Annotated in this window: 5 protein-coding genes and 1 pseudogene; 4 read left to right on the forward strand and 2 right to left on the reverse strand. The window is 41.4% G+C overall.

Annotation, left to right across the window (positions count from 1 at the left end; translation table 11 throughout):
* A partial coding sequence (locus V7S79_RS04755) for an Ig-like domain-containing protein (RefSeq protein WP_459489414.1) occupies positions 1-9,684 on the forward strand: 9,684 nt, incomplete at its 5' end.
* Between the two features lie 88 nt (positions 9,685-9,772).
* Complete coding sequence (locus V7S79_RS04760) at positions 9,773-11,545, forward strand: PorP/SprF family type IX secretion system membrane protein (RefSeq protein WP_459489415.1); 1,773 nt, start codon at positions 9,773-9,775, stop codon at positions 11,543-11,545.
* A gap of 82 nt (positions 11,546-11,627) precedes the next feature.
* On the opposite strand, the gene V7S79_RS04765 is transcribed toward V7S79_RS04760, so the two are convergent.
* A complete protein-coding gene (locus V7S79_RS04765; RefSeq protein ID WP_459489416.1) occupies positions 11,628-12,773 on the reverse strand; it encodes an ATP-binding protein in 1,146 nt (381 codons plus the stop codon).
* A gap of 169 nt (positions 12,774-12,942) precedes the next feature.
* On the reverse strand, positions 12,943-14,103 hold the full coding sequence (locus V7S79_RS04770) for a helix-turn-helix domain-containing protein (RefSeq protein ID WP_459489417.1): 1,161 nt from the start codon (positions 14,101-14,103) through the stop codon (positions 12,943-12,945).
* Between the two features lie 401 nt (positions 14,104-14,504).
* Here V7S79_RS04770 and rplU point away from each other — a divergent pair, with 401 nt between their 5' ends.
* Positions 14,505-14,819 (forward strand): 50S ribosomal protein L21, encoded by a 315-nt coding sequence (rplU, locus tag V7S79_RS04775; RefSeq protein ID WP_459489418.1) that lies wholly within the window; start codon positions 14,505-14,507, stop codon positions 14,817-14,819.
* Positions 14,820-14,858: 39 nt separating this feature from the next.
* A pseudogene (gene rpmA, locus V7S79_RS04780) lies at positions 14,859-15,116 on the forward strand (50S ribosomal protein L27); the annotation flags it as partial.
* Positions 15,117-15,337: the final 221 nt, after the last annotated feature.

The raw sequence follows: 15,337 nt of genomic DNA on the forward strand, positions 1-15,337 counted from the left end.
GATTCAGATAACGACGGTATCCCAGATGCAGTAGAAAAAGGAACGGGTACAACACCATTAGATACGGATGGAGACGGAATTCCAGATTATAGAGATACGGATTCTGATAACGATGGTATCCTAGATTCAGTAGAAAAAGGAACGGGAACTACACCATTAGATACGGATGGAGATGGTACGCCAGACTTCCAAGATACAGATTCAGATAACGACGGTATTCCAGATTCAGTAGAAAAAGGAACAGGAACTACTCCGTTGGATACGGATGGAGATGGTACGCCAGACTTCCAAGATACAGATTCAGATAACGACGGTATCCCAGATGCAGTAGAAAAAGGAACGGGTACAACACCATTAGATACGGATGGAGACGGAATTCCAGATTATAGAGATACGGATTCTGATAACGATGGTATCCTAGATTCGGTTGAAAAAGGAACGGGAACTACACCATTAGATACGGATGGAGATGGTACGCCAGACTTCCAAGATACGGATTCGGATGGAGATGGCGTATTAGATAACGTAGACCAATGCGTGACAATAGCAGGTCCAGCTAGCAACAATGGTTGTCCAGCAGACTTCGATGGAGACGGAATTGACGACGTGATTGATTTAGACGATGACAATGATGGAATTTTGGATACCGTAGAAGCGGCTGCTTGTACTCCAACTGATCCAAACTGTGATACGGATGGAGATGGTATTCCAAATCGTTTAGATAGTGATTCAGATGGAGATGGAATTTCAGACGTAACAGAGGCAGGTGGCACTGATACAAATGGTGATGGTAAGGTAGATGGAGGAGTAGACGCCAATGGAGTACCTCTATCAACCAACGGTGGATTAACACCTCCAAACACAGATGGAACAGGTGCGGCTAATCCGTATGATGTAGATTCAGACGGAGACGGCATTCCAGATTCAATCGAAAAAGGAACTGGAACAACGCCAGTAGATACGGATGGAGATGGTACACCCGATTATTTGGATACGGATTCAGATGGCGATGGTATTCCAGATTCAGTAGAAAAAGGTACTGGAACAACCCCAGTAGACACAGATGGAGACGGTACGCCAGATTATTTGGATACAGATTCAGACAACGATGGTATCCTAGATTCAGTAGAAAAAGGAACGGGAACTACACCATTAGATACGGATGGTGATGGTATTCCAGATTACAGAGATACAGATTCAGATAACGATGGTATTCCAGATTCAGTAGAAAAAGGAACGGGAACTACACCATTAGATACGGATGGTGATGGTATTCCAGATTACAGAGATACGGATTCAGATGGAGATGGTATTCCAGATTCGGTTGAAAAAGGAACAGGAACAACTCCATTAGATACAGATGGTGATGGTATTCCAGATTACCGAGATACGGATTCAGATAACGATGGTATCCCAGATGCAGTAGAAAAAGGAACGGGTACTACGCCATTGGATACAGATGGTGATGGTATTCCAGATTACCGAGATACGGATTCAGATGGTGACGGTATTTTAGATAGCGTTGAAAAAGGAACAGGTACAACTCCTGCCGATACAGACGGAGACGGAATTCCAGATTACCGTGATTTAGATTCAGACGGCGACGGTGTAACAGATGCACAAGAAGTGATAGATGGAACAAGTTCAGTAGATCCATGTGCCTTTGTAAGTACGCATCAAACCCTTACGCCAAGTGCGGCATGGTCTTCTGCAGATTGCGACGGTGACGGACAAAGCAATGCAACGGAAATCACAAATGGAACAGATCCATTAGTGAAATGTTCAAATACGATTTCGTTCCCTACGCCAACCATTACAAGTTCAGGATCTAGTGTTTGTGCAGGATCAGCTGTAACTTTAACGGCAAGTACAGCTAGTTCTTATACTTGGTACAAAGGAGGCGTTTTGATTCCTGGTGCTACCGCACAGACGTTAGTAACGTATGATGCAGGATCTTACAGCTTAAAAGTGAAAAATGCTTTGGGTTGTGAAAGTACCTTAAGTGCTTCAGAAGTGGTAGCAGTATCTTCTCCTCCAACAGCATCAATTGCACAAGGAGCGTTATTAGCCATGGGAAGCTCTTGTAATGGAACACCAATTAAGTTGGAAGTTTCTAGCAATGCAGTTTCAGGAGCTACGTACCAATGGTACAAAGATGGTGTTATTCTTACAGGTGAAACCAATGCCATTTATAATGCAACGTCGGCAGGTTCTTACACGGTAAAAGTGAATAATGGAGTTTGTACGACAGAGTCGGCAGTAACTAAAATTTTACCTCCGGCTAGTGCGTCAACCACATTGGCACCAACGGTATGTGCTGGAGAGATTATAACGATTTCAGCAGATCCAACAGGATATACAAATCCTACTTATCAGTGGGAAATGAATACAGGTTCAGGATGGGTAAATGTTCCTTCTAACGGAACCAGCGTAAATTATGATGCAGCGGTATCGGGTCAATATAGAGTGAACATTACCTCAAGTAGTGTAACTTCTACTTCTTGTCCTATCGATATTACCATTAACGCGTTGCCAACCGTAACATTGGCAGTTGCACCTTCGGCATCCGTTTGTGCAGGAACACCAAGTACAATTACGGCAACGCCAGTAGGAGCTTCACCATTTACATATAAGTGGAGAACAGGTGGAGTTGAAATGAGCACGCAAACAGCAAGTAGCTTCTCAACAAGTACATCAGGAACGTTTGATGTAAAAGTGACAGATACTAATGGTTGTTCAGCAATCAGTTCACAATCGACCATTACGGTAAATGTAATACCTGCTCAAGTGGCGGCATCTATTACGCAACCAACTTGTACTACGAATACAGGAACAATAACGGTGACTAGTCCTCAGGAAACAGGTATGACTTACAGCATTGATGGTGTAAACTATACAAATACAAGTGGAATTTTCACGGGTGTGGCGCCTGGTACCTACAGTGTAACGGCGAAAAATGCGTCAGGTTGTATTAGTACGGCTACCAGTGTAACGGTATCTCCAGTACCAACCGCTCCTGCAATGCCTGGAACAATTACTGGAAATACTCATCCAAACATAGCATCTACTAGCAATTACGCTATAAGTGCGGTATCTGGTGCGGTGTCTTATATTTGGACATTGCCAAGTACTTGGACGGGATCATCAGTAACAACAAGCATAAATGCAGTTGTGGGAACGGTTTCAGGCAATGTAAGTGTTCAGTCAGTAGGTGCTAATGGTTGTGTTTCTTCACCAAAAACTTTAGCAATCATTGTGGAAATGCCACAAATTGACCCTGACTTTAACAATGGATTAATTAATAAACCAATTGCAGGAAGCTTAGCTACCAATGATGAGATTGTAGGTGGTGCTACTTATGGATCACCAGTAGCTACAGGAACTAATCCTACAGGAGCTACTTTCACAGTGAATTCTGATGGAACGTATAGCTTCACAGCTACTCAATCAGGAGTTTACACTTATAATGTACCAGTTTGCCCAGCGGGCCAAACGACGGGTTGCCCATTGAGTCCAGTAAGCTTCACTGTGGTAGATCCATTAGCTTCTAATGTGGCACCTGCGGTAAATCCAGACATTTCAACAGTGAAAGATGGTAGCAGTGTAACTACGAATGTAATGGCGAATGACATTTGTGAGAATCCAAACTGCAGCTTGTCGAATCCAACCATTGCGACACAGCCAGCACATGGAACAGTAACAGTGAATTCGGATGGAACATTGACGTATACACCAACACCAGGTTACGTAGGAACAGATGTCTTAACATATCAAGTTTGTGATAACTCAGTGAATCCAGCAGTTTGTAAAACAGCATCAGTCACTTATACTGTGGAGCCAACGAATGCATCTCCGACAACGACAGCTGCAGATGATGCAGTAAGAACGGCAGGAAATTTCCCTGCAACAGGAAATGTATTGAGTAACGATGGAACAACGAATCCATCAGCGGTATTAACTGTAACTTCACAAACTACAACGATTCCAAACAAAGGAACGATTGTGATGAATGCAGATGGTACATATACATTCACACCATTGGCAGGATTTACAGGAACATTGGATATTCCATATACAGTTTGCGACAATGCAACACCTGCAAACTGCTCATCTGCAAGCTTGCACGTGGTGGTAGAGCCAGCAGCGCCGGTGATTCAACCAGACTTTAATGCAGGATTAATCAACTCGCCAATTGCGGGAAGGCTTGCATCAAATGATGTGATTGTAGGTGATGGAACATATGGAAGTCCGGTTGCATTAGGAAGTAATCCAACAGGTGCAACAATGACTGTGAACGCTAATGGAACGTACAACTTCCAAGCTACACAACCAGGTGTTTATACCTACAATGTACCAGTTTGTCCATCGGGTCAAACAACAAATTGTCCATTGAGTCCAATTACGATTACAGTAACCGATCCTTATGAGACAAACGTAGCACCTACGGTTAATCCAGATGCTGCTATAGTGAAATCAGGATCAAGTGTAACTACGAATGTATTGGCCAATGATATTTGTCAAAATGATAATTGCAACTTAAATCCTTCTTCGGTAGCAGTAACGGTTAATCCAGCACATGGAACGGTTACAGTGAATTCGGATGGAACCTTGACATACACACCAACACCAGGTTACGTAGGAACGGATGTATTAACTTATAAAGTATGTGATGATGCAACCCCAACGCCTAATTGCAAAACAGCTACGGTCACTTATACAGTAGACCCAGCCAATGCACCAGCGCGTACGGTGGCAGCAGACGACTTTATTACGACGAGTAATATGTATCCTGCTTATGGTAATGTATTAACCAACGATGTGAATTCAGGAGGCTTGCCATTAACAGTGACTAGCGCAGCTTCAGTACCTGCTAATATTGGTACTTTGGTAATGAATGCTGATGGAAGTTATACTTTCACTCCTGCGGTAGGATTTACGGGTTCTTATGATGCAGTTTATACCGTTTGTGACAATGCTACACCTGCACATTGTGTTAATGCAACGCTTCACTTAGTGGTAGAGCCAGCACCAAACTTTGTGTCAGATATCAATGCAACGAACATCAGTGTTCCGGTTTCTGGTGACGTGTCTACCAATGATAATTCGACAGGAACTATATATGGAACTCCAGTGGCAGCGAGTACGAATCCTTCAGGAGGAACCATTACAATGAACTCAGATGGTACGTATGATTTTGAGGCAGCTACTCCAGGTAAATACGTATTTGATGTGCCAAATTGCTTACCGGGTCAAACATCAGGATGTGCAACGACGCAATTAGTCATTACAGTGAAAGATCCTAATTCATTGACGATACCTCCTGTTGTGAATCCAGATGTAGCAACAGTTAAATTAGGAGCGGATGTAACAACCAATATTTTGGCTAATGATAAGTGTTCAAACCAAGGATGTAGTTTGGATCCTACAAGTGTGTCGATTGTGGTAGAACCATCTCACGGTACGATAGTAGTGAATTCAGATGGAACCTTGACCTATACCCCAGAACCAGGATTTGTAGGAACAGATGAGGTTACATATCGAGTTTGTGATAATTCTAATCCAGCACTTTGTTCATCTGCCACAGTTACTTATACTGTACTTGCATCAGACGCATTAACTACTACAGCACCAGCTGATGATTATGCTTCAACCAAAGGAAATGCGCAGGTAACGGGTAATGTATTAGACAATGATGGAAGTACAAATCCAAATGCAGTCTCTAGGGTAACAGCAAATGGAAGCATTCCTTCTACTACTGGAACTTTAGTAATTAATCCAGATGGAACTTATACTTTCACTCCAGCGAATGGTTTTGTAGGTTCAGTAGATGTACCTTATACGGTTTGTGATAATGAAACTCCTGCGAATTGTGCGGATGCAACTTTACATATCGTTGTAGATCCAGCCCCAACCGCTACCAATGATGTCATCAGCGAAGCGACTAACGGGGTATTTACGGCAAATATTTTAGCCAACGATCAAATTCAACCGGGAACAGGAATCAGCATCACTCGCCAATCAGGCGCGGGAGCTGGAACAGCCCAAGGAACGGTGACGTTTGATGCATTGACAGGAGCAATTAATTATGTTCCTTCAGTATTGGATGGTAATTCAGTAACGATCGGCTACACGGTTTGTGATAATAATTACACACCATCACAATGTGCAATAGCTACTGTAACAATCACAGTTTGTGACCCAGCGAATCCAGCAATGGATTGTGATGGAGACGGAGTTACCAATGGCCAAGAAGTATTGGACAATACTGATCCAGCGGATTCTTGCTCAATGAAGGCTACTAGTCAAACCCTGACGCCAAACAGTCTTTGGATGGCTGCAGATTGCGACGGAGATGGCGTAACAAATGGCAAAGAAAAATTGGATGGAACAGATCCAGTTGATCCTTGCTCATTGGTAGTCGCTAGTCAAACATTGACTCCAAGCATTGCATGGTTAGCAGCTGATTGCGATGGTGACGGAACCCCTAATAATACAGACTCAGATCCATTGAATTTCTGCGTAGGAGGTTCAGGTACTATACCTACTCCAGGCACCGCTGCTTATGAGGCTTATGCGGCAGCAGATTGTGATAACGATGGTATTCCAAACATGATGGAATGTTTCGGAGCGATTGGAAATTGCCAAGACTTTGATGGAGACGGTGTTCCAAACTACATGGATACGGATTCAGATGGTGATGGTATTACAGATGCTGTTGAGAAGAACATCGATACAGATAAGGATGGTGATGCGAATTATTTAGACTTAGATTCTGACAATGATGGTATATCGGATAAGTGCGAGGGCATCACAGATACAGACAGCGATGGTATTCCAAATTACTTGGATTTAGATTCAGATAATGATGGCATCTTAGATGCTTGGGAGGCGGTACCAGTTTATGCTTGGCATAATGATGCGAATTTTGATGGAACCTTGACTGAATTGGCAGATGCCAATAATAATGGATGGGCTGACATGGCTGAAGCTCGCACAACAGATGTTTGCGGAGCTGATACAGACGGAGATGGTATCCCAGATCGTTTAGATACGGATTCAGATAATGACTGTATTCCAGACTCTATTGAGTTTACTTCAGACCCTGATAAGGATAATCGCCCAAGTTACCGTGATACGGACGCAGACGGAGATGGTATCCCAGATAACATTGAAGCAGGATCGAACTGTGCTAAACCAGTAGATACGGACGGAGATGGTATCCCAGATTACTTGGATTTAGATTCAGATAATGATGGCATCCCTGACAGCGTAGAGAAAGGACCTAATGGGGCAAGCCCATTAGATACGGACGGAGACGGCACGCCAGACTTTAGAGATTTGGATTCTGACAATGATGGTATCCTAGATTCAGTAGAAAAAGGACCTAATGGGGCAAGCCCATTAGATACAGATGGCGACGGAATCCCAGATTACAGAGATTTAGATTCAGACGGAGATGGTATCTCTGACAAAGTTGAAGCAGGCGCAAACCCAGCGGTTCCAGTAGACACTGACAAAGACGGTATCCCAGATTACTTGGATGTAGATTCAGATAATGACGGTATCCCAGATTCAGTGGAGAAAGGACCAAATGGTGCAACACCTGTAGATACGGATAATGATGGTATTCCGGATTATTTGGATGTAGATTCAGACAATGATGGTATTCCAGATTCGGTAGAGGCGGGAGCCAATGGAGCAAGCCCATTGGATACGGATGGTGATGGTATTCCAGATTATAGAGATTTAGATTCTGATAATGACGGTATTCCAGACAGCGTAGAAAAAGGACCAAATGGGGCAAGTCCATTGGATACAGACGGCGATGGTATTCCAGATTACAGGGATACAGATTCAGATAATGATGGTATCCTAGATAAGCTAGAATCAGGAGCTAATCCAGCTAATCCAGTAGATACGGATGGAGATGGTATTCCAGATTACTTGGATTTAGATTCAGATAATGACGGTATTCCGGATTCAGTAGAAGTAGGAGCTAACCCAGCAAGTCCGGTAGACACGGATGGAGACGGTATTCCAGACTTTAGAGATTTGGATTCTGATAATGATGGTATTCCAGATGCAATAGAGGCAGGTAAGAATCCATTGACTCCATTGGATACAGATGGTGATGGTATTCCAGACTTTAGAGATTTGGATTCAGATGGAGACGGAATGTTGGATGCTAAAGAAGCAGGTCCAGATCCACTTCATCCAATCGACTCGGATAAAGATGGTATTCCTAACTTCCAGGATGCAGATTCAGACAATGATGGTATTCCAGATATCATAGAAATTGGTGGAGATCCAAATAAACCAAAAGATACAGATGGAGATGGAATCCCAGATTACTTGGATTTAGATGCTGACAATGACGGTATTCCAGATTCAGTAGAGAAAGGACCTAATGGGGCAAGCCCATTAGATACGGACGGAGATGGTATCCCAGATTACTTGGATTTAGATTCAGATAATGACGGTATCCCAGATGCAGTGGAAGTTGGTAAGAATCCAGCAGTTCCTGTAGACACAGACGGCGACGGTATCCCTGATTACAGAGATTTGGATTCGGACAACGATGGCGTCCCAGATGCGGTGGAAGCGGGTAAAAACCCAGCCAAGCCAGTAGATTCAGATGGAGATGGTATTCCAGATTACCAAGACATTGACTCGGATAACGACGGTATCCCTGACAAAGTGGAGGCAGGTAAGAGCCCAGCGGTTCCAGTAGATACGGATAAAGATGGTACACCAGATTACTTGGATTTAGATTCAGATAATGACGGTATCCCAGACAGCGTAGAGAAAGGACCTAATGGGGCAACACCAATCGACACAGACGGAGATGGTATTCCAGATTACTTGGATTTAGATTCGGATAACGATGGCATCCCAGATGCGGTGGAAGCAGGTAAAAACCCAGCTAAGCCAGTAGATACGGATGGAGACGGTATTCCAGATTACAGAGATTTAGATTCGGATAACGACGGTATTCCAGACAAGGTTGAAGCAGGCGCTAATCCAGCGGTTCCAGTTGATACGGATAAGGATGGCATTCCAGATTACCAAGACTTGGATTCGGATAACGACGGTATCTCAGATAAGGTTGAGAAAGGTGCGGATGGCAACAATCCAGTGGATACGGATAAGGATGGCATTCCTGATTACAGAGATCTAGATTCAGACAACGATGGATTCAGTGATGCTATGGAGAAGGGTGCTGATGGTAATAATCCGATTGATACAGACAAGGACGGTATTCCAGATTATAGAGATGTTGATTCGGATAACGACGGCTTAGCCGATAAGTTAGAGGATGACTTGAACTTTGGTGCCATAGAAGACTGTGATAAGGATGGTATTCCGAACAGATTGGATACAGATACTTGTGAGACCTTTATTGCTCAGGGTATTTCACCAAACGGTGATGGTATCAATGATGTGTTGATCATACCAGGAATCATGGGCACGAAGAATCGAATTACGATTTACAACAGATGGGGTAACATTGTATTTGAGACGGAGAACTACCAAAATAACTGGGGTGGAGAAACCAACAAGGCCTACGAGTTACTGGCTGAAGATGGTAAGTTACCAGATGGAACGTACTACTACATCGTTGACTTCTACGGAGCAAAACCAACAGTTGGAACATATGTATTCGTTAATCGCACAGTGAAATAAACATAGCCTTTAGGACAAAGTAAGTGGCCTTAAAACGCCACTTATTTAAATCCTACAGAATTAGAAAGAAGTTTTAAATCATATCATTATGGATCAGTTAATAAAAACATTGAGAGTAGAAAAGGCGAGTACCAGGAATTGGGGTCATTTGACCCCAATCTCCCTTGTTGCTTTGTTCATGCTATTTTTAATGAGTACACAAGTAAAGGCTCAGATCGAGACGATGTACAGTTTGTATCGATTTAATCCACAGGTATTAACTCCTGTTCAAGCAGGAAGTACACCGAACTCGGAAATGATCTTGATGTATCGTAACCAATGGGTAGGTATTGAGGGAGCGCCAAGAAACTTAGGTTTATCGGGTAATTTCAAGTGGGGCCAAAAGAAGGGAATCGGTATTGGTGCTTTGGTAGATGAAGCAGGGCCAGTCCGTTCTACTATTTTATCGGCGGACTTTGCTTACCATGCAAAGTTAAATGAAAATTGGAATTTGGATGGAGGAATTCGCATGGGGATGGCTAATATTGCCTTGAATCTTTCTAATATTAGATTGGTGAATGCCAATGATAATTTATTTGCAGGAGATCGTAGTACGGGCATTCAACCGAATCTTGGCTGGGGTTTACGTTTGGCGAAACATGATGATGGATTTTTTGTGAGTGTTTCTCAACCAAGGGTTTTAAAGTATGACTTTGGAACTTATTCAGGTGCATTTAGAGACGTGGCTTATTACTATGCAATGGCAGGAACCAAGATTGGATTAGGCGGAAAGGTAGAAACCCCCAACGGCTTACGTTCAAGAGTAACTTTATACCCAAGTTTATTGGTTCGATTAGCGGCAGACGTACCTTTGTCTTATGATTTGAACTTGACAGCGAATTTAAAAGGTAAATTAGATGTTGGTTTAAGCTACCGAAGAGAAGATTCTTATGGACTACGTTTAGGCGTTCAGGCGACCAAGAAGATCTATTTAGGCTATGTATTTGAACTTCCTATTTCAGAGATCAGAAAGGCTAGTTCACAAACCCATGAAATGGCGATTCGCTTCTTTATTTTTGATAAGAAGAAAGAGGAGAAGAAAGACGAATTAAAGATTGAGGAGAGCGAAATGAAGCAGAAGGATTTTGGTCCTTATGAAAAGAAAGAGCAGGCGGAGCCACTTAAGCAAGAAATTAAGCAAGAAGTGAATCAACCTACTCAACAGATCAAACAAGAAGTAAAACAACTTCCTGAAACCACTCAAAAGAGTGATTTGGTAGAAAAGCAAATCGTTGAGCAAACCAAACCGAAAACGGTAGCTGAAGATGTAAAGAAGCCGGTGGCTGAGACTCTTGAAGCCAAACCAGCTGAAGCTGAAGAGGAATACGAATACGTAACAGTAACCAAGACTAGGGTTGTCAGAACACGTCCTAAAGTAACGAACAAGACGATAACTTCTACGGTAAAAACGCAAGGAGCAAGCAAGCAAGTGGCTACAAGCGCTGTTAAAACAAACACACAAACAAAAACAAGCACTGCAACAGTAGTGAATAAATCAGCGGCGAATGCAGCTAAACCAGCGGTGAAGAAAAAACCAGTGGTTAAAGCAAAACCTAAACCAGCTTCCCCGTCAACTGAGTCAGTATCGAAGCCGGTGGCTGAGGCTCTCGAAGCCAAGCCTGTTGACCCTAATGCACCAAAAGTTACTAAAAAGCGTATTTCCAACAACGTAACAGAAACAATCGTTGAGAAGAAAGGCGGTTCAGAAACACAAGTAGGTATAGACGGAAGTGCGAAAGTCACTAAGCGCAAGCGCAAAGACGGCACAGAAGAAACGGTTTACACCACGACCGAGGTGGTGAGGAAGAAGAAGGAGAAATAGAGGTAAAAGGTAAGAGGTAAGAGGTAAGAGGTAAGAGGGTTTTTCTCTTCTCTTTCCTCTCTTCTCTTTCCTCTCTTCTCATTTATTTCTTCAAAAACGTCAATAAATCATAAATTTCAATGCCATGGTAGCTATTTCCGGTATATGGATCTAGGGTGATGACGGTTTTTCGGTAATTGTCTGAAATTTTAAGAAGGTTATTGAATTCTCGGTGGATGGTGTTGGGATCATGGATTCTTAGGGCAACTTGGAGATACCATTTTTCCCCATTTTTGGTAGCTACAAAATCTATTTCGTGTTGATTCATTACCCCGACTTGCACCTCATATTGTAGGAAAATCAATTGATTATAAACGGCATTCTCCACAATTTTGCCAAGATCTTCTATTCGGTAGCCCCAAATGGCATTTCTAATACCCAAATTTTCAAAATAATATTTGTCACCTACTTCAAATATTCGCTTTCCAACTAGGTCATATCTTCTCACTTGATGGATCAAAAAGGCATTGCACAAATGATGGATATATATTTGTACTTGATTGGGTGGGATATTCGTTTTTTGTGATTTAAGGAAATCGCTAATTTTTTTAATGGAAAAAATACTGCCTATGTTATTGGCCATAAAATGCACCAATTGTTCCAAAAATGGCACATTTCGGATGGCAAAACGGTTGATGATATCTCGGTAAACGATGCTATTATAGATGTTTTTTAAATATTCAAACACGATGGCATCATCTTTGGGTAAATGCTTCAAATAGGGCAATCCTCCGTATTTTAAATACATGTCTAGGGCAGTCGCGTCGGCTTTTAGCGAATGAAATTCCAAGAATTCGATAAAGGATAAGCTATGAACAGTTATTTCTATATATCTTCCACTTAGGTGTCCCGCAATATCTGAGGCAAGCATATTGGCATTACTTCCTGTACAATAGATATCCAAGGATTCGTCTAACAACAGGGAGCGTAATGCTAAATGGAAATCGGTAATTTCTTGGATTTCATCAATGAAAACATACGTTTTAGCCTCCTTGGCTTTGCTTTTTTGAACATACAGATTCAATTCCTCTGCATTGGAAATCGCTTGAAAGGCAAGATCCTCTTTGTTGATGTAAATGATGCAAGCAGCTGGATTTTTATCTAAAATCTTCGCTATGATTTGAAACAATAAATAACTTTTTCCAACTCTTCGTTGACCCGTTAAGACCTTGATAATGGACTTATCCATAAACGGCACTATCCGATTTATATATTCTGGCCTGGCTGTTATTTGTGTTGGGAAAGCGCTCATTGTTGTAGATATGTCTATAATTTATTGCAAATATAGTGAAAGTTGTCGATATAAATTAAGAATGAAGAATTAAGAATGTAGAATTCTACATTCTTAATTCTTCATTCTACATTCCTCTTTTCATATAAAAACTCGGATTTACCCCCACGTATTTTTTAAAAGCAGCGTAGAAAGTAGAGCGATTTTTGAAGCCACTTTGGTAGATGTAGGTTTCTAAGGTATATTGATCTAATTGTTTGTAATGCGTCAAGAAATAGTGAATCTTGAGTCGATTGATGTATTCTGTAAAGGAAATTCCGTAGAATTTTTTGATTTGAACCGATAATTTTTGTGGAGGAATGTCTACCATTTTGGAAAGTGAAATCAGGTCGCAATTTTCACTGATATAGCATTTAGATTCTACTATACTATCTGTCAGGTGTTTGGCAAGGTCATTCTTTTCAAATTCTGGTAGCAAATTCGGAAAAATTTCTTCTAAATTTGGAAGGCTTTCCACATCATCTTTTTCAGGTGGAAAAATACAACCATCCATGTTTTCTTTCACATTGGGAGTGGTAATGAAATACGAAAACAAAAGTATCGCCACCACACATTTCGCAATTTGCGAAGGTGGGTTAAAGGTATGATTCATGAATAAATTCAAGTATTGATACAATTGTAATCCGAAATAAAGAAAAATCACTAAACTGATTAATTTCAGCCAAAGCAGCGTTTGTTGATTAAAATACACAAAGCTTTTTCCATAGATTTTTTGAGCAAAATAGACCAAGCCTAAGGAAATGGTGCTGTAGCTTAAACCTACTGCAATAGAAACGGGTTGCAGAATGGCAGGTGGTATCATACCCGCTTTTCGCATCAAAAGAAATTCGTTGTGTCGGTAATAATTATCAAGAATCAAGGTCTTTTCTGCATCGCTCAATAGTAAATCTGGCATAATGCCGATGATTACCGCAATCGGGAAAACAAAGTGCAAAGCATCTCTCCAGCGGATTTCCTTTTGAGGAAAAAGCATTCCACGGACATAGAAAAACAAGAATATAGGTAAGAAAGCCCGTATGATATTGGAAGAACGGAACAAAAATAGCATTTGATAAATATGCTTGGAAGTAAGTCCGTAAATGTAAAATTCCATGTACACCACACCGAACACCACACCAATCAGCCAATAATTTTTCGGATATCGATTAAATTGAATCAGTAAGTATAAGATAAATAAAAAGCCAATGCCACTGGTTAGAAACGACAAATAAGGCACGTAATCGTACATATGAATAATTTAGAGACACATTGTTAATAAACAAAAATAACAAAAATGGACAAAAGCTATAATTTTTTAGACAAAAATAATTTTAACTATTTTCTCCTCCGTGCCCCTTTAGAAAATAGAAGAGAGGAAAGAGAAGAGAGAAAAAATGTTGAATCATTCTAACTGACTTAAATCTAACCCCAGAAAAAAGTCTCTTATAAATTCTACATTCTCAATTCTACATTCTACATTTTCTCTCTTCTCTCTTCACTTTTCTCTCTTCTCTCTTCTCTCTTCTATTTTCTATTTCAGTGACTTGTTTATTAAAAATCTTCTTCGTAACTTCGCATCCCCATTTAAAAGGCTTATTAAAGATGATCGTATCTGGCCTCGTGGGATTGTTTCACTTAAATACATAAAAAATGTACGCAATCGTAGAAATTGCCGGGCAGCAATTTAAAGTAGAAAAAGACCGTACCGTTTATACCCACCGTTTGGCGGGAGCGGAAGGCGCTGCACTGGTATTCGACAAGGTTTTACTTGTTGACAAAGACGGAGATGTGACCGTAGGAGCCCCAACAGTTGAGGGAGCTAAAATCACAGGTAAAATTGTTGCTCACGTTCGTGGAGAAAAAGTTTTAGTTTTCAAAAAGAAGCGTAGAAAGACTTACCAAAAAATGAATGGTCACCGTCAAGACTTAACAAAAGTGTTGATCGAATCAATTTCTTTAAAATAATTGTCAAATACTCGCACATAGCGTATAAATTAACATAACATGGCACACAAAAAAGGAGCCGGATCATCGAAAAACGGTCGTGAGTCGCATAGTAAGCGATTAGGCGTTAAGTTATTTGGAGGACAGGCTGTTATCGCAGGAAATATCATTGTACGTCAACGTGGAACTGCTCATAATCCAGGAGAAAACGTTGGTTTAGGAAAAGATCACACATTATTCGCTTTAGCTGATGGTGTAGTGGCTTTCAAAAAAGGATTCAAAGGACGTTCATTCGTTCACGTTTTACCAGCTGTTGCTGCTGCTCCGGTAGCTGCTGCACCTGTGGAGAAAAAAGCACCAGCTAAGAAAGCTGCTGCTCCAGCTGTTGAAGCTGCACCAGCTGTAGAGGCTGCTGCTGAGGCTCCAGCTCCAAAAGCAAAGAAAGCTCCAGCGAAAAAAGCTGCTGCTGACTCAGCTGAGTAATTACGAAGCATATTTTAACACAAAGGCACGGAGGATTTTTTCTTCGTGCCTTTCTG

The sequence above is a fragment of the Aquirufa sp. ROCK-SH2 genome (assembly GCF_054558315.1).

Coding starts and splice junctions, on each gene's coding strand:
- V7S79_RS04770 (WP_459489417.1), bottom strand. CDS start 14,103: ATGTACGATTACGTGCCTTATTTGTCGTTTCTAACCAGTGGCATTGGC.
- V7S79_RS04760 (WP_459489415.1), top strand. CDS start 9,773: ATGGATCAGTTAATAAAAACATTGAGAGTAGAAAAGGCGAGTACCAGG.
- rplU (WP_459489418.1), top strand. CDS start 14,505: ATGTACGCAATCGTAGAAATTGCCGGGCAGCAATTTAAAGTAGAAAAA.
- V7S79_RS04765 (WP_459489416.1), bottom strand. CDS start 12,773: ATGGATAAGTCCATTATCAAGGTCTTAACGGGTCAACGAAGAGTTGGA.